Annotated in this window: 14 protein-coding genes; 7 read left to right on the top strand and 7 right to left on the bottom strand. The window is 43.1% G+C overall.

Going from position 1 to position 17,752, the window contains the following annotated elements; genetic code table 11:
- Positions 1 to 164: 164 nt before the first annotated feature.
- The 4 genes from cobB to corA all read left to right on the top strand — a co-directional run bounded on the left by cobB (position 165) and on the right by corA (position 3,101).
- Positions 165 to 896: a Sir2 family NAD+-dependent deacetylase gene (gene cobB / locus L5M28_RS07695; RefSeq protein WP_028759707.1), complete on the top strand. Its 732-nt coding sequence runs from the start codon at positions 165 to 167 to the stop codon at positions 894 to 896.
- Entirely contained in the window at positions 893 to 1,342 is a 450-nt protein-coding gene (locus tag L5M28_RS07700; protein ID WP_263195970.1) for an ATP-binding protein, read from the top strand. The genes cobB and L5M28_RS07700 overlap by 4 nt, the downstream gene beginning before the upstream one ends.
- 312 nt (positions 1,343 to 1,654) lie before the next feature.
- Entirely contained in the window at positions 1,655 to 2,026 is a 372-nt protein-coding gene (locus L5M28_RS07705; protein WP_168825387.1) for a hypothetical protein, read from the top strand.
- A gap of 127 nt (positions 2,027 to 2,153) precedes the next feature.
- Positions 2,154 to 3,101 (top strand): magnesium/cobalt transporter CorA, encoded by a 948-nt coding sequence (gene corA, locus L5M28_RS07710; RefSeq protein WP_105252689.1) that lies wholly within the window; start codon positions 2,154 to 2,156, stop codon positions 3,099 to 3,101.
- Between the two features lie 176 nt (positions 3,102 to 3,277).
- Here corA and L5M28_RS07715 read toward each other — a convergent pair whose 3' ends face one another.
- Entirely contained in the window at positions 3,278 to 4,540 is a 1,263-nt protein-coding gene (locus tag L5M28_RS07715) for an HD-GYP domain-containing protein (protein WP_028759711.1), read from the bottom strand.
- Positions 4,541 to 4,658: 118 nt separating this feature from the next.
- Here L5M28_RS07715 and L5M28_RS07720 point away from each other — a divergent pair, with 118 nt between their 5' ends.
- On the top strand, positions 4,659 to 5,354 hold the full coding sequence (locus tag L5M28_RS07720) for a 2OG-Fe(II) oxygenase (protein WP_168825391.1): 696 nt from the start codon (positions 4,659 to 4,661) through the stop codon (positions 5,352 to 5,354).
- A 15-nt stretch (positions 5,355 to 5,369) separates the two neighbouring features.
- Here L5M28_RS07720 and L5M28_RS07725 read toward each other — a convergent pair whose 3' ends face one another.
- The 4 genes from L5M28_RS07725 to L5M28_RS07740 form a co-directional block, all read right to left on the bottom strand.
- The gene (locus tag L5M28_RS07725; RefSeq protein WP_028759713.1) at positions 5,370 to 6,719 is read right to left on the bottom strand and encodes a sensor histidine kinase; all 1,350 of its coding nucleotides are present in this window, start codon (positions 6,717 to 6,719) and stop codon (positions 5,370 to 5,372) included.
- Positions 6,710 to 7,384 (bottom strand): response regulator, encoded by a 675-nt coding sequence (locus L5M28_RS07730; RefSeq protein WP_028759714.1) that lies wholly within the window; start codon positions 7,382 to 7,384, stop codon positions 6,710 to 6,712. The genes L5M28_RS07725 and L5M28_RS07730 overlap by 10 nt, the downstream gene beginning before the upstream one ends.
- Positions 7,385 to 7,567: 183 nt before the next feature.
- Complete coding sequence (locus L5M28_RS07735; RefSeq protein ID WP_028759715.1) at positions 7,568 to 7,927, bottom strand: hypothetical protein; 360 nt, start codon at positions 7,925 to 7,927, stop codon at positions 7,568 to 7,570.
- A gap of 171 nt (positions 7,928 to 8,098) precedes the next feature.
- Positions 8,099 to 9,421, bottom strand: coding sequence for a dicarboxylate/amino acid:cation symporter (locus L5M28_RS07740; protein WP_219252122.1), 1,323 nt, complete (start codon positions 9,419 to 9,421; stop codon positions 8,099 to 8,101).
- Between the two features lie 222 nt (positions 9,422 to 9,643).
- Here L5M28_RS07740 and L5M28_RS07745 point away from each other — a divergent pair, with 222 nt between their 5' ends.
- Positions 9,644 to 12,193, top strand: coding sequence for an Ig-like domain-containing protein (locus tag L5M28_RS07745; protein WP_263202968.1), 2,550 nt, complete (start codon positions 9,644 to 9,646; stop codon positions 12,191 to 12,193).
- Between the two features lie 70 nt (positions 12,194 to 12,263).
- Here L5M28_RS07745 and astB read toward each other — a convergent pair whose 3' ends face one another.
- Entirely contained in the window at positions 12,264 to 13,598 is a 1,335-nt protein-coding gene (gene astB, locus L5M28_RS07750; protein ID WP_263202970.1) for an N-succinylarginine dihydrolase, read from the bottom strand.
- A 330-nt stretch (positions 13,599 to 13,928) separates the two neighbouring features.
- Here astB and topA point away from each other — a divergent pair, with 330 nt between their 5' ends.
- Positions 13,929 to 16,571, top strand: a complete 2,643-nt coding sequence (gene topA / locus L5M28_RS07755; RefSeq protein WP_105252683.1) for a type I DNA topoisomerase — start codon at positions 13,929 to 13,931, stop codon at positions 16,569 to 16,571.
- A 205-nt stretch (positions 16,572 to 16,776) separates the two neighbouring features.
- On the opposite strand, the gene zomB is transcribed toward topA, so the two are convergent.
- Complete coding sequence (gene zomB / locus L5M28_RS07760; RefSeq protein WP_263202972.1) at positions 16,777 to 17,556, bottom strand: flagellar motor control protein ZomB; 780 nt, start codon at positions 17,554 to 17,556, stop codon at positions 16,777 to 16,779.
- Positions 17,557 to 17,752 lie beyond the last annotated feature (196 nt).

Consider the following 17,752-nt stretch of genomic DNA (forward strand, 5'->3'; position numbering starts at 1 on the left):
GCTTTCTAGGGCGATATGCAGATAAATTGTGTCAATAGGCGTTAAATCACAATATTTTGCGGCAATTCAAGCATAGTTTTTGTATGGTTATACCAAGGAATAATATTCACGGCTGCCAAAGTCAGTGAGAATAATTCAAATAAATAAAATAATAAGGAATCGGCATGTACCAGCAAATTGTGGTGTTAACCGGCGCAGGGATCTCTGCTGAGTCGGGTTTACGCACCTTTCGCGATCAAGATGGTCTGTGGGAAGAGCATCATATTGAAGACGTTGCTACACCAGAAGGTTATGAGCGTGATGCTGAATTGGTAGAGCGATTTTACAATAGTCGTTGGTTGCAACTGCACAGTGGCACGGTTGAACCCAATGCAGCGCATGTGGCCTTGGCAAAGTTGGAAGCGGACTTTAAAGGTCAATTACTTATCATCACACAAAATATTGATGATCTGCATGAGCGTGCGGGCTCGCGCCGCTTATTGCATATGCACGGTGAATTATCCAAAGGCCGTTGTCCGCGCTCACGTCAGACCTTTATTTTACGTGAGCCCTTTGGTGCCGATAATTGCTGTACTTGTTGTATTCCGGCTCAGCGATTACGCCCCCATGTGGTGTGGTTTGGTGAAATGCCCTTAGGGATGGATCGAATTCACGATGCGCTCGATAACTGCGACTTGTTTATTGCCATTGGCACCTCTGGCACTGTGTATCCTGCCGCTGGCTTTGTGGATACAGCTAACCATCATGGTGCTCAAACAGTAGAAGTGAATATGATGGCACCCGATAGACACAGTCAGTTTCAATATCACCTCACAGGAAAAGCGGGGGAGTTAGTGCCTCAGTTGGTTGATACCATTTTAGCGGGTCGAGTGATTGGCAGTGAGTCGAACACATGAGCGAAAAAGTTGCGATTATAATGCGTGGCTTACCGGGCAGTGGTAAGTCACATTGGGTTGAAGCTTACATTCTTTCCCTTCCTTTAGAAAAAGCCATTGGCGTGCGGCAACGTGGCGTATTTTCGACTGATAGTTTTTTCTACCATGAAGATGAATACCGTTTCGATGCCAAGAAATTACCTGAGTTTCATCAATGTAATTTGACGGGGTTTATTCAGGCACTTTCTTCAAGCGAGCCTGTGGTGATTTGTGATAATACCAATCTGTGCCACTGGGAATACATGGCCTATGAAGCGGCGGCAAAAGCCTTAGGTTATCAAGTTAGAATTGTGCTTGTGGGTGAACCAAGCAGTCTGGCTCATCAGCAGGAATGCGCGAAACGCAATCGCCACGGCGTTCCTTTGGCACAAATTCAGCGGATGGCGAAGGTATTTGAAGATTTTTAATTTCAGGTACTTACTTATGTTGAGTGTTGTGGTCTGTAGCAATCAATTTTAAGTATGGGTCCCGCAGTGTTTTCGTCCTGTCATAAGTCTGTTGTACTCTGTTTCAACGTTCTGCTTTGTCTATGTGTATGGCTCGTACATTCGCCTTGTTTATTTGACTGTGCACTTTAAGCTTGATCCCAAAGACAGTTTATCCACATAAGTCTGCGTATAATGCGCTAACTTGTGTGGCATTGAAGGGTCAATGCAAGATTGCTGCTGGCTTGATCGAGACCATTGAGCACAAGCGGACGTTTATCAGAGGAAAGAGCCATGCTCATTAAAATTTTACTAACAGTCTTAGTCATTGCTGGCGCTTGGTTTTTACTGGTGAAACGCAAGCGTCAGATTGAACCTCTGGCAGTTAATCTCAGTTCAAAGCGTTTTAGTGAACCGCTGTGGCGCCGATACCTGTTGACGGGTGTGTTTGTGGTGATTGGATTTAGCCTACTGAGTTACAGTGTTTGGTATTGGCGCGATCAGCATAGAATTGTCACTGTGAGAATTGTGTCACCGAATGCCGACAATAACGGCGAGTATCGTGTGCGAAAAGGGGATATATCAGACTCGAAAATGGTCACTATCGATGGCATCCATATTCGCTTTTCGACCCAAGAACGGTTGGCAATTATCGAAACCGATTAAGGCATATTTATTTTACTAAATTACCTTGCACGCCTTTTCATTGCCAACTTATGCGGTAAACTAGCGACAATTTTTTAGCCTGCACTTAAGTGGAATCGTTAACTTAAGTTTTTTTTCAGGAGGACAAATGATTACTGCTTATGTCTATGATAATCGTCACCTTACTGTGACAGAGCTCGGCATACTGGACAGTATTCCCGCGTCGACCATTTGGTTAGATCTGTATAAACCCGATGATGAGGAGCGAGAGTGGTTAAGTCATTTTTCTGTTGAAGAAGTGCCTGACGAAGAAGATATCAATGAAATTGAGGCCTCGGCACGTTTTTATCAAAACAGTGACGGCTTGCATATTAATTCGTTATTCCCACAGCGTGTCGGCCAAGATGTGCGCGGCGTTAACGTTTCCTTCAACCTTCGTAGCAATTTTTTACTGACAATTCGTGAAGAAGACGTAGGTCTTATCCGTTTACTGCGTAACTACTTGCGTTTGGGACGGTTAGAAGTATCGACACCGCAGGAATTGTTTCTCGAATTATTCAATCTGAAAGTGGATTATCTATCTGACTTAATTGAAGACGTTTACACTGTACTTGAAAATGTCGGTGAGCAAGTATTTGATAACGACGAACTTGACGATGTATTTAAACTCATCACTCTGCAAGAAGACTCTAATGGTAAAATCCGATTAAGTTTGCTCGATACTCAGCGTTCACTGCGTTATATGCAGCGTTATTATCGTGGCCAGTTATCCGATGAACATTTAAAGGACTTGCGGGAAATGTTGTCGGATATCGAGTCGCTGATGCCCCACAGTCAGTTTATTTTCGATAAGTTAAACTTTCTGCTCGATGCGGCCATGGGTTTCAGTGGTCTGCAGCAGAACAAAATCATCAAAATCTTCTCGGTTGCCGCTGTGGTGTTTCTACCACCGACCTTGATTGCCAGTAGTTATGGGATGAACTTTGCCAGCATGCCTGAGCTTGAGTGGCAATACGGTTACCCTATGGCGATTGTGATGATGTTAGCCAGTGCCGCAGGTACTTACTTCTTCTTTAAACGTAAGCATTGGTTATAAGTCAGCCGCTAGCTGTGTTGGTTTTCTCGAATTAAAAATAAGGGGCGAATGCAATATTCGCCCCTTATTGTTATCACTGCCATTTAACTACGTTCATTCAATGAGTGAGACTCGATGACTTTGCTTAAATGAGTGAAGCTCGTTAGACATAATCGTTAAACCAGTTTCTTAATCAACTACTTACGACTATCGCCGCCAAAGTAGTAACTCACTCGCTCGCGTGGATTCAAATATTCGTGGACTTTTTCAGGAAGCGCCGCAGGTGGTAAGCAACGCACTATGCTGATCCCTTCAATCTCTAAATCAACGATAGGCGCTTGGTCTTTAGGAACTAAGGCATCGTAAACCAATATTTTTGGACATAGCAGTTTAGTTAAGTTAACCGACATCACCATGGCATATTGACCGCTGGATAATTCCACCACACTGCCGGGGGGATAAATGCCCAGCATCTTGATCATCTTGCCAATATACTCTTGATTTAGCTTAGTTTTGTATTGCTTATACAAATGCCCCAGTGCGGCGTAGGGCATTCTGGCTTTGCCCTGTTGGCTTGGGTAACACAAGGAGTCATATTCGTTCACTACCGCAATCAGTTGCGATACCTTATCGAGAGCCTCTTCCTTTAGGCCTTTGGGATAACCACTGCCATCGAGAAACTCGTGGTGATTGGTGATTGCAGGTAAGGCTGCTTGGGGAAAATTATCGGCTAATTTGAGCAGTTCAATCCCAAGTAATGGATGCTGTTTGATAAAATTAAGCTCAGGTGCTGACCAAGGTGTCGATTTTTTTAGAATTTGTGGTGGGATTTTTAATTTACCCACGTCGTGGAACAGGGCACTGAGACCGACCGTTTCGATTTCACTTCTATCCCATTCCATTTCTTTGGCGATCAGCATAGAGAGGATCGCAACATTCAAGGAGTGGTAGTAAATGCTTTCATCCTGCTTAGCATCACTCATCAAATGCAGCACTAAGTTATCTGAGTTGAGCAGCTGTTCGACTATTGTGTGCACCAAATCTTTGGCGTCATCGACCGCATTTAAGGGGCGATTACGTAGCTTAGAGATGAGGCTGCGCATCATGGCTACTGAGCGGGTAAAATTTTGCTCAGTTTTATTAATGTCACGGCGTAATTTTTTTTGTACTTCGATTTGCTCAGCCTTGTATTGATCCATGTCGTTTTTAAGCACATTGATTTCAGCACTTGGCGGCAATTTGATAGGGTTGACCGCATCAGCATGTATCGGGGCGACGTCGCTGCGTTCTAAATCGACGATGACATGTTCGATGCCCAGATTTTTAATCAACTCGATTTGCGCAGCTTGTTTAATATGAAAGCTACTGAATAAAAAGGGATGATCTTTCCAAGCCACGGGCAAACGCACAAAGTTGCCGACTTGAAGTTGATGGACTGAAACTTTACAGCTTTTTTTCATATTCTTGTTATCGTGAAGCGTAATGTGGGTTATTTTATCTCAATGATGCTGCTTTACAATTACTTAACTAACATGTCAGCATAGTAAGCCTAGAAAGTAGCCACTCCATTGAGGAAGTATGGACTTTATTGAAGTATACCCTAATGCGTTGCCGAATGACTTGTGTGACCGTCTCATTCTGGCATTTGAGCAACATGCTGGCGTTGTTGATGGACATACGGGCAATGGCGTCGATTTGGAGAAGAAGATCAGCCGCGATTTGACCTTAGATAGTTTCGTCGACCTGCAACCCATCAGAAACGAACTCTTAGGTTATACCTTAAAGGGCGCGGTAGATTATTTCACAAAGTATTCAATGGCATTAATGGGGGCGGTGTCAGTGTCAGTGAGTGATGAGCAGGGCCAACCTGTAACGCTAACTCCGACTAATTTTGCGACGCTGGGTGCGCCTAGGGCCGATGGCTTAGTGAAGTATTTGTATCGCAGTGGCAGTATTAATATTCAAAAGTATCAGCAAAATAAAGGCGGTTATCCCCATTGGCATTCGGAGCAATTCCCGCAGAATGGCCACAATGAAGCTCTGCATCGCGTCGTGCTCTATATGTTTTATTTAAATGATGTGGAAGAGGGCGGCGAAACCGAATTTTATTATCAACAGCGTAAAATCTCCCCCAAAAAAGGCACTATGGTGATAGCGCCTGCGGGATTTACTCATTCACATCGGGGAAATAAACCTGTGAGTGGTGACAAATATATTGCCACTTCTTGGATCATGTTTAATCGAGCCGAACAGCTATATGCGGTGATTGCCTGATAGTATCCCAGTTTCTTACACTGGGATACGGATCCTAAAGAGCGCCCCTTCTAAGCGACTTTCTTCAATTTTTAAGCTGCCACCGTAGCTGTGAACGATTTCATCACAGACAGCTAATCCGATCCCTTGCCCTGGGGACTGGGTATCGGCTCGCACGCCACGTTGGATAATCTTCTGTCTTAAGCTTTCTTCAACACCTGGGCCATCATCTTCAACAATGAGTTCAAACTCACCTTGTGAGTTAATTTTAGCCGATACATGCACTTGGCTGATACACAGGCGGAAAGCATTTTCCATAAGGTTGCCACACAGCTCCATTAAGTCACCCTTGTTGCCGGGGAACATCAAAGAGGGGGATATGTTGGCCGAGAACTGAACTTGTTTTTCTCGATAAATTTTAAACAACATTTGTGCTAATTGATCGACTAAGGGCGCAATAACAGTTTGTTCTTGCTTCAGGCCTTGGCGACCCAACATAGCCCGTTTTAATTGGTATTTGACCAGCTGATCCATCTGGCTGACTTGTTCCATGATCTTTTCGCTCGCCGATTGTTTACTCAAACTGGCGTCATCTGTAATGGCATGCACGGCGGCTAAGCGGGTTTTAAGACTGTGTGCCAAGTCATTCATAGCATTTTGATAGCGCTGTTGTTGGGCACTCGATTGTTGCAACATCTGGTTGAGTGCTTGCGTTACGCCTTCAAGTTCAACAGGATAGCCCTCAGAAAGTGATTTACTCTTACCTTGGTTAATTGATTGCAGTTCATTTTGCATCCGTACCAAGGGACGCATGCCCCAATAGGCGGCGCTGACCAATAGAATTAAGGCTAAGGCCAATACCATGGCTAAACGAATATAAGTACGTTTACTGAATTTACTGTATTCCTGCTCCAGTTTGGCGGCATCTTTCATGACGAGGAGGTTGTAATGCACACTGGCAATTTCTACCGCGAGCAAATAGACGAAATATCCTCTGTCGTCAGCCATGGTGAGGTAGTAGGGCGGGGAGTCGTTACGGATTTCGTTAAAACGCTCACAGGTATCAAATAAGCCACGATCTACTGCGAGGGATGAGGTCCAAACCTGCTTAAATTTGTCATCGCAGCTCGCTATCACATAACGCTCTTGTTTATTATTTTCTTCCAGCCAAGCACTGGTATCGGGGATAAGATCGTGCTCCCGTAATTCGGCGGCGACTTGGGGAATTTCGGCAATGAGTTGGGCCGTTTCTTCGTTATAACTATTTTGCGCATGCAGAATATTAACCATCCATGCGAGACCAAAACCCACTAAGGTAATAATTGATAGCGAGGTGAGAAACATCCGTGTCAGCAGACGTTTCTTGAATTTTAATCTTAATTGCATGGCAGGTTAAATTTATATCCTTGGCCGCGGATGGTCACTATGGGGTTATCTATACCATCGCGGGTCAGTTTTTTACGCAGGCGGCTGACCATGACTTCAATCGTATTGGGATCGCCTTCCTTATCACCATAAATCACATCGAGTAAACGTTGCTTGGCGACAACCTCATGACAATGGCGCATCAAATATTCGAGGATTAAATATTCAAAGGCAGTGACCTCCATGACTTCGTCACCCAGAGTGACTTGTTTGGCGGCGAGATCGAGTTTCAATTCTCCACTGCAAATCACGGGTTTAACAAAACCTGCGCTACGGCGCACTAAGGCATCAAGCCTTGCGACAAGCTCTTCTTTTTGAAAGGGTTTCACTAAATAGTCATCGGCTCCGGCGTTTAGGCCTTCAACTTTATCCTGCCAATTAACTCGTGCCGTGAGAATTAATATCGGTGCTTTAAGACCCGCTTCACGGAGTTGTTGAATTAAGCTAATACCATCTTGATCGGGTAGCCCTAAATCGACAATGGCGACATCGATGGGATAATTAGTGGCTTGATAAAAACCTTCTTTGGCAGTCAGTGCCACTTGAACTTGATTGCCGAGATCGCTTAATTGCACTTTTAAGTGGTGGGATAAAATAGGATCGTCTTCAACAACCAAAATTCTCATAATATAATGCCTTAAAGTGTATGAGCTAAAGCTTTAGCAAACTAGTCTACGCAAAATCACACTGATAACCAAATAGAGGATCAGCATATCTTAGTTGAACTTAACCTTTGCTGACCGAGTTGAACTTGTGGTCAAAATAAGTACTAATTAATTGTTGAATAAGACGGTTTTGCCGTTAAAGTGTTAACGTATCGGGGAATTTCCCCAAGGCGATTTTTGTTTTCTGATCCGCAAAATGCCGTTGCCACACATAATCGCGCCTAAGGTAAATAACATCACCGCCATCATGATAAAAGACAATCTCAACCAAGGCATTTCTTGCGCTAATCGCAGATGTACCGCTTCAATGGTTGTGACGCCCCATACGGCAAAGACACTTATAAATAATAAAATTTGTAATAAACGAAGTAAGTAAACTGAGTTAAAAAATAAGACCAAAGGCGCAAGTGCAAAAGGAATAGCAAAGTTAATTTGTTCGTAACGTACGAAGTGGGCACTCAATAACCAGCATGCAATCAGGATCCAAAGACTTCTCCACCACATTTATACCCCTCCCATTAAACGTATTAAAATAGTAAACATAATGTATCTAAAAACAAACTTCCGTACTATTGGCATGTTCACATTTTGCTAACAATAGACATGTTAACTGTATTGCGTTCAAACAAAAACGCCCAACACTTAAGCTGGGCGTCATTTTGGTCTTCCTGAGGTTTAGTTTGATTTATCTAAATGATGAACTTGTTCATCAAAACTTCTAGCAACCTTACCCGCTTGAGTGTTGTTAAACACTTGCTCGTTAAATTCGCCCTCTGATTTAGCAATAATTACAGTTGCTACGCAATCACCAGTGACGTTTACAGCAGTACGTACCATGTCGAGTAAGCGATCGACACCGATAATCAGGGCAATCCCTTCCACTGGCAAGCCAACTTGATTTAACACCATGGCCAGCATGATAAGTCCGACACCTGGAACGCCCGCGGTACCAATTGATGCTAACGTGGCAGTCACAACGACAACGGCATAATCGGTTAGTGAGAGCTCAATGCCAAAAACCTGCGCAATAAACACAGTGGCAACACCTTGCATGATTGCTGTGCCATCCATGTTAATGGTAGCGCCTAACGGTAGCGTAAAAGCGGCGATTTTATTATCGACACCTAATCTATGTTCAGACGCTTCTATGGTAATGGGTAAAGTGGCATTTGAACTGGCGGTTGAAAAAGCAAACAACTGCACATCACGCATTTTACGAATGAATATTAAGGGGTTGAGGCCTGAGAAAAGTTTTAAAAGGATTGGATAAACGATAAACGCATGGACCAGTAATACACCTAAGACCACGAAGAAATATTTCACCACACTACCAAAGGTCTCTAAACCGAGTGTTAATGCAAGTTTTGCCATCAGCGCAAATACACCATAGGGCGCGAGTTGCATGATCAGTGTCACGACACGCATGATGACTTCATTTAAATCTTCAAACAACGCCGCAATACGTTTGCCGCGCTCACCAATATGAGCAATAGCAAAGCCAAAAATCACCGCAAAAATAATAATTTGCAGCATATTACCTTCGCTCAATGCCTGCATCGGATTAGTGGGCACTATGTTTATCAGCACATCAGCAAGACTTGGGGCTTCTTTTGCGACGTACTCCATTTTTTCTGACGCCAGTGAGGCGTTTCCAGGATGTATAAGGACTGCGCTGACAATCGCAATCACTAAGGCAATGGCGGTTGTGAATAAATAGAAGGCGAGGGTTTTCCCCCCTAAGCGGCCTAATTTTGAAGGTTCACTCAGTGAGCAAGTTCCGCAAACTAATGAAATAAAGACTAAAGGAACGACTAACATTTTTAAGCTGGAGATGAAGATAGTACCGATAACATGCAAGAAACCTTCAGTAATATAATCTTTTACTATATCACTTTCTGGAAAGGCATTGCGGAGAATGAGGCCTAAAGCAATACCTGTTCCCATACCGATCAGAATTTTACTTGTAAGGCCTAGTTTATTTTTTATAGAAATTGCCATAGAGAGTCCTGTGTGTTTTTTATACATTCTATTTTTTGGCGCTCACAAGACTAGCAAGAAAATCGTGAAGATGAAATGACAATTAATGTTAAAGTATTTATCAGATTTGCGAAATAAAATAAGATAGTTATGGGAAAGTTGCGTGAAAATTGTGTAATGTTAGCCTATAAGTAATAAGCGTCTCGCTTAGGTATTATCATCAGAGTAACAGGGAGCCTGACAATGAAGTCAGCGTATAAGGTTTTTCTCGCAGGATTGTGTTCGCTTTTATTATTAGCATGTGGTGGTGGAGGCAGTATCTCTGATGATGGTTCCGGTACTCCGCCATCTGATAAATTTGTTGTTAAATTAGAATTAGTTAATTCAGATGGACAGGCAATAACAGATATTTCGAATGCTATCCCTGGAAAGTTGAATGCGACTTTAACTAAGAATGCGAGTGCTCTTGCTGGTGCGCGAATAGTCTTCAGTATAGATGGACAAGGAGCTCTAACTCCAGATAGTGGTGTCACTAATGCAGATGGTAAAGTGTTTATTAATGTCTTACCTGGAAACAAATTAGGTTCAGGTAAAATTACCGCCACTTACACATCTGCAAGTGGAAGCACAGTTACTGCCGATATTTCTTTCAATACCCAAGGCGATGGTGGTGATGCAGGTGATGGTCCTCAAGTGAGCCTGAAATTGACAGATATTGCTGGAAATTCAATTGATAGCATCACGTCGACAACACCTGGTGTATTAACGGCAACCGTTATAGGTTTGACTAAAGCTGCGATTGTTACCTTCGATACCACTATTGGAGATTTACCCGTCAAGACGGCCATCACAGATGCCAATGGTAAAGCAAGCGTTAACTTATATGCGGGAAGTACGCCTGGTGCTGGTACTGCAAAAGCATCATTAAATACTGGTGAAAACGGCGAACAGGTTTTTGTTGTTGGCGCTACCAACGTGTTAATGGGCAGCGGTTCTCCTTTCATCTCGGGTAAGGCTGATGTGAGTGCATTAACGCTTTCCGCTGGTGGTACTGCGACAATTTCAATTTTATTGCAAGATGATAAAGGTAATCCTTTCACTGAACCTGTAGATGTTCGTTTTGCTTCAACTTGTTCGAATAAAGCTACACCAGAAGCGATAATTAGCAGCCCCGTTACTGCCGTTGGCGGACAAGCAACGAGTACTTATCTTGCCAAAGGGTGTGCTGGTGTTGACAATATTACGGTGACCGCGGATGTGGGTGGTAAAAATCTGTCAGCTACAGGTAGCATCACAGTGATGTCGGCGAGTGCAGGGAGTGTCGTATTTGTTGATGCAATACCTGAAAATATTGGTATTAAAGGAACCGGAAGTGATGAAGCCTCCACATTACGTTTCAGAGTGTTAGATACCAATGGTAATCCTGTCGCAAATAAAAGTGTTAGTTTTAAATTAAATAATGACTCAGCAGGTTTAACATTAACACCTGATATTGCTACTTCAAATAATTTAGGTTACGTACAGACGGTCGTTAATTCTGGTACTGTGGCTGCAACTGTCAGAGTCACTGCAACGATAAATGGAACTAACCCAATAATTTCAAGCCAATCGAATGTGTTAGTTGTTTCAACGGGTAAACCGGATCAAGACAGTTTTTCTCTATCTGCGTCAGTGTTCAACGTTGAAGGTTGGAATTATGATGGTGCCAAGGTCACTATTACGGCTCGCTTAGCCGATGCCTTTAATAACCCTGTACCTAATGGAACAGCAGTGGTATTTACGGCTGAAGGCGGTTCGATAGAAAGTTCTTGTCAAACTCAAAAAGGGGTTTGTTCCGTTATTTGGACAAGTCAGCAACCCCGCCCTGTGGGTGTGAATGGCAATGGACCATTTTTTGATATAAATGGTAATCAGACTCAGGACCCCAATGCGCATTTGAAATCTGAAACTAATCTTGCTGGTGCATTATATAATGGTAACTATTTCGGTCAGCCTTATGGTGGCCGAGTAACGATTACTGCAACTGCAATCGGCGAAGAATCCTTTGCTGACTTAAATAGTAATAATATTCTTGACACTGATAGTGAGTTTAGTTTATTCGCTGGAACAGCTACGAACTGTGGTCGTGATAATAGTGGTGATTGTTATGATCTTACTGAGGCATTTGTTGATCACAATGAAGATGGTTTATACACGCCTGCTTATCCAAAGAATGGTTCAACAGATGCATCAGGTGATCGAGAAACTTTCATTGATTTCATTGATCCGGTAAGTCCAACTGGACAAGGAGTCTTTAATGTAGCGGATGGTGAGTACAGTGGTGTTCTATGTGATGACTCAGCTGCCTCATTAGTCAAATGTAGTCCTCAAGCATCAATTTCTGTTCGCCGTTCATTAGTGTTAGTAATGTCGGGGAGTGTTGCGATAGCAACCCGTATAGAAAATGTTCTGATACAAGATAAAGCCGCCGGCAATCAACAGATTGATATAGGAATTAAAGGGACAGCTTTTGTAGCTTTTACTATTTCAGATATCAATAATCAGCAAATGCCAGCAGGCTCCGTTATTAATGTTAAAGCGTCAGGGGCTACAGTAACTAGCTCAACAAGTATTATTTGGCCAAGTACAAATTATAATGGTGGTCGTGAAGTTGACGTTAGTTTAAAAGGTGGTGATGAACCTGATTCTGGGAATTTAATTGTCACCGTTACTACACCAGGTATAAAAGGTGATAATGGGGATATCGCTGGAACGACAACCGAAGTTTTAAATATTCCAATTGTCGTGAATTAGTCTTTCGTTAGTTTGTAAAACAAGGTGCCAACGGCACCTTGTTTTATATAAAAGCTAAATATCTGCCTAATTAACGCTGGAACTGATACACGCTACCTAGTTTCATAATCTGTGTCAGTTCATCCAGAGCTGTTCGAGATTCGATGATTAGCTGAGGGTCTGCAAGATCTTGGGTGGTTAATCTGTCTCGATAATGTTTGTCTACCCAAAGGTTTAAACGAGTAAATAAAGCATCATTCATCAGAGTGTGTTGATTTACCGCTTCGACTTCCACTTCATTCATGGCGACACGTAAACGAAGACAGGCAGGGCCGCCACCGTTTTGCATGCTTTGTTTTACGTCGAAATAAAGCACTTGCTTAATCGGCGTGTTTAACGTGAGTAATTCGTTCAAATAGGCAAATACCGCGGGATTTTCTTGGCAATCTGTTGGGGCAATAATCGCCATTTCACCGGATGGCAACGTAATAATTTGAGTATTGAATAAATAACTTTTGACTGCGTCGTTAATTGCTACTTTCGCAGTGGGCACTTCAATGAAATACAGCTCAGTGTCGAGTTTACGTTTAATTTCATCGATCTTATTCTGGGTATTTAAGAAGGCTTGTTCGTGGTAGAACAGGACATTTTGATTACCTACTGCGATAACATCGTTATGGAATACACCTTGATCAATTACATCAGGATTCTGTTGGATGAAGACGCAATTATCGTCTTCCAGCTGATGTAAGCGTGCGACTGCCATCGACGCTTCTAAGGTTTGTCTTGCAGGATATTTTTGCGGTTTAGGGGCATTGGGATTAGTGGCTTCTTGTCCATAAACAAACAGCTCAACACCAGCATGGCCGTATTCATTGCAGAGACGAGTGTGGTTTGCGGCACCTTCATCACCGAAGCTATTATGCTCAGGTAAGTGACTATGGTGATGAAAATAGTGGGGATCACTGAAAGTTGCTGTTAATATGCGCCCCGTTGTCAAAGGCTCGATGCTGCGATGTAGTTTATCGACTAAATTTGCTGGGGTGAAATGCAGTTTGCCGTCACGTGTATCTGCACTTGGTGAGACTGTAGCGGCATTGGCTGTCCACATACTGGAAGCACTGCAACAGGCATTAAGTAATATGGGCGCTTCTTTTGCCGCTTGTTTTAATACATTAGCATCAGAGCCAGAAAATCCAATTCGGCGCAATGTATAGAGGTCTGGGCGCTCTTGAGGAGCTAATATTCCTTGAACCATGCCCATATCGGCTAGTGCTTTGGCTTTTTGGAGTCCTTGTTTTGCAGCAGCTTTGGGGTTGGAAACTAAGGCGGCATTGCTGAGAGAGGCGACATTGCCAAAAGACAACCCTGCGTAATTGTGTGTTGGTCCAACGAGTCCATCAAAATTCGCTTCAAAGTGCTTCATTGCTTATCCTTGTGATAGGGAAAGTTATTATTTGTTCATATGGTCCCTGAGGGAACCCAGTATACTGAAGCTTTTCGAGTGCACAAGCGGACGGTTTTGTGCTCAAAGCGACTTTTTCACGATAAATGCATAACTATTTCTTGCTTGCTGGCAAATAATGAAATATTAGTTTTTAATTACGCATATTATATTTTTACATTTTTTCAACTTTGATTAAAAAGTGACTCGCTGGTACATATAAAAGAGGGATTAACTTGAAACTATCAGTACAACCCTCTATATATGGTGCCAATTTCCACCTTCTTGAGATTTTTTGGCGCAAATTAAACTATGGGTAAATCGCTAGTTATTGTCGAATCACCGGCCAAAGCTAAGACTATTAATAAATATCTTGGCAAAGAATTCATCGTTAAATCGAGCGTAGGTCACATCCGTGATCTGCCGACATCATCGACTTCAGAAGGCAATGAAAAGGTTAAATCCGCTGCCGAAGTTAAGAAGATGTCGCCAGAAGAAAAAGCTCAATATAAAAAGGTGAAAGATCAGCAAGCGCTAGTGTCTCGTATGGGCGTAAACCCTGAAAAGGGCTGGGCGGCTAAGTACCAAATTTTGCCGGGTAAAGAAAAAGTCGTTAAAGAGTTACAGGCACTTGCCGATTCTGCTGACCAAATCTATCTCGCAACCGACTTAGACCGTGAGGGAGAAGCTATCGCCTGGCATTTGCAAGAGGTGATTGGTGGTGATCCTTCACGGTATCAACGTGTTGTTTTCAACGAAATTACTAAGTCTGCGATTCAAGATGCTTTTAGTAAACCGTCGACACTCGACACTAACATGGTTAATGCCCAACAAGCGCGCCGCTTCTTAGACAGAGTTGTCGGTTTTATGGTGTCGCCTCTGCTGTGGAAAAAAGTCGCTCGTGGTTTATCCGCTGGGCGAGTGCAGTCGGTTGCCGTGCGTTTAGTGGTCGAACGCGAAAGCGAAATCAAAGCCTTTGTGCCTGAAGAATTTTGGGATGTACACGCAGAGCTCAATACGCCCGCTCAAGAAGCTTTGCGGATGGAAGTGGTTAAGCATCTAGATGCTGCCTTTAATCCTATCAATGAACAGCAAGCGATGGCTGCGGTTCAAGCATTATCTGCGGCAAGTTTTACTGTGCTGGCCCGCGAAGATAAAGCGACTCAAAGTAAACCATCGGCTCCTTTTATTACGTCGACACTGCAACAGGCCGCGAGTACACGTTTAGGTTTTGGTGTAAAGAAGACCATGATGATGGCGCAGCGACTTTACGAAGCTGGTCATATCACTTATATGCGTACCGACTCGACCAATTTGAGTCAAGAAGCCGTTGAAAACTTGCGCGATATGATTGCCAAAGAATTTGGTGATAAGTATCTACCCGCCGAACCGATTCGATACGGATCAAAAGAAGGCGCACAAGAAGCTCACGAAGCGATTCGTCCATCGAACGTTCAAGTGCAAGCAGCGACCTTATCTGACATGGAACGTGACGCTCAGCGCTTATATGAGCTTATTTGGCGCCAGTTTGTCTCATGTCAAATGACACCTGCACAATATGATGCCACTAAGTTGACCGTGAAAGCGGGTGACTATGAGCTCAAGGCTACTGGACGTACTTTACGTTTTGATGGTTGGACTCGCGTGCAAACAGCACTCAAGAAGAAAAACGAAGAAGACAATACGTTGCCATTTGTGGCACAAGGCGATGTATTAGCATTAAAAGAATTGCAGCCTAAACAACATTTTACTAAGCCGCCAGCACGATACAGCGAAGCTTCTTTAGTAAAAGAATTAGAAAAACGCGGCATTGGCCGCCCATCAACCTACGCAACCATCATTTCAACGATTCAAGATCGTGGTTATGTAAAAGTCGAAAATCGTCGTTTCTATGCCGAAAAAATGGGTGAAATTGTCAGCGAACGATTGGTGAGCAGTTTTGCTGATTTGATGAGCTATGACTTTACCGCCAGCATGGAGCAAACATTAGATGATGTGGCTCGGGGCGAGTTAGACTGGAAAAAAGTACTTGATGGTTTCTATGCTGACTTTACTAAGCAATTAGAAAAAGCAGAGCTGGATCCTGAAGAAGGTGGTATGCGTCTTAACCAAATGGTGATGACGGATATCAAGTGCCCAACTTGTGGTCGTCCTATGGGGATCCGCACTGGAACGACAGGTGTTTTCCTTGGTTGCTCTGGTTATGAATTACCCCCTAAAGAACGCTGTAAAACGACGATGAACCTCACGCCCGGCGTTGAGGCGATTAGCGAAAACAGTGAAGATGCCGAAACAGATGCACTGCGTGCGAAGCACCGTTGTAGTATTTGCGGCACGGCAATGGACAGTTACCTGATCGATGAGAAGCGTAAGTTACACGTCTGCGGTAACAATCCAATCTGTGAAGGCTATGAAGTCGAAGAAGGTCAATTCAAGATCAAAGGCTATGAAGGTCCACTGATTGAGTGTGATCGCTGTGGTCACGATATGGAACTGAAAAATGGTCGTTTTGGTAAGTACTTTGGCTGTACCAATGAGGAATGTAAAAATACTCGTAAACTGTTGAAAAATGGTGAGGCGGCGCCGCCAAAAGAAGATCCAATTTATTTACCCGAACTGAAATGCAGTAAATCGGATGCCCATTTCGTATTACGTGATGGTGCTGCGGGTATCTTCTTAGCGGCCAGTACTTTCCCTAAATCACGTGAAACCCGTGCGCCTCTGGTTGAGGAACTGGTTCAATACCGTGAGCTGCTATGGCCTAAGTATCAGTATTTAGCGGATGCGCCAGTCACTGATGATGAAGGCAATAAGGCTGCGGTGAAGTTTAGCCGTAAGACGAAAGAGCAATACGTTGCGACTGAAGTCGATGGTAAAGCCACGGGTTGGTCTGCGCATTACGTCAATGGTAAGTGGGTGAGTGAATCTACCAAGAAGGCCAAGAAAGGCGCATAGCGACGGATTAAGCTAGCTTAACGCTAAGAGAACAACAAAAAGCCAAGTCATATTTGACTTGGCTTTTTGTTTGCATTTTTTCGATATTAATTTGTTGCTATAGATAATAATTCAAACATGTTGAGTACTTTACACGCAATGACGCGGTAGCATGAGTGGCAAATGTGTCGCTAATTCAACTTAACGGTAAGCAAATAGAGACTGATCACCATTTCTTTTTAGGTTGAAACAGCATATCGATATCATCTTCTTCATTTTTAGATCTAGGTGCACTGGGCTCAGATTGTTTCTGTGCACCCATAATTTCATCAAGTAATTGTTTAGCCTCATCGACTTTACGCCCAATGAAGGGATCATTAGGCGTTTGTGCCTTAATGGCGTGTAATGTTGATAGGGCTTTGGTTACCATTTGTTTTGATGAGCCATATTGCTTCATAAAGCTGGCCGCGCGGGCACGAGAAAGCATAGAATCGACATTAATTCTGAGCTGTAAACTGTCGATGCGGCTTTCTTCTTGAGCAAAAATGCTCGGATCAACTTTACCTTTATTATGCTCTGCTCTGAGTATCGCCTTTAATTTTTTTAAGGTTTGAACAAGCGCTAAAATTTGCTTGTCATTATCGGGTAGTCTGAAATTCTCAATTGGAGGAGTTTGAGGTTGGCCAGACTGTAAGCTTGTTATTTGATTATTGATATCGGCTAAGCGGCGTTGGTAGTCTGACTGTTGTTGGCCATTACTGATCGCTGTTGCAGACTGCAAGGCATCTTGTACACGCCGGTACAAAACCAACACTATATTCGTGCTACAAGGCATCATTCCTGTGTTTGATAACACAGTTTCAGTTTCATCGATAATTGCTCTTTGACGGGCAAATTCAATGCGACGCTCAGCCTCTACACGTTCTTTTTGTTGCTGTAATACGTTAATTCCGATAACAAGCAGTAAAAGCGCACCGATGAGGATCAGAACCAAGGTGAATGACATAGATGTTCCATTATTTATCCAATTGAGCTAATGCTACAATAAATCAATAAACTAGCATAGTTATCTTAGCCTAGGTTATCATTTCTGTCGTATGAATCTGTAGACTTGTGCTCTATATTCCTATTTGCTTTAATTTTTACTATATACTATAACGATTGATTATAGCTGAGAGTGCTTTGAGGGCTCAGTTGTTAAT

This window comes from Shewanella sp. SW32, from assembly GCF_025653365.1.
Taxonomy (GTDB): Bacteria; Pseudomonadota; Gammaproteobacteria; order Enterobacterales; family Shewanellaceae; genus Shewanella; species Shewanella oncorhynchi.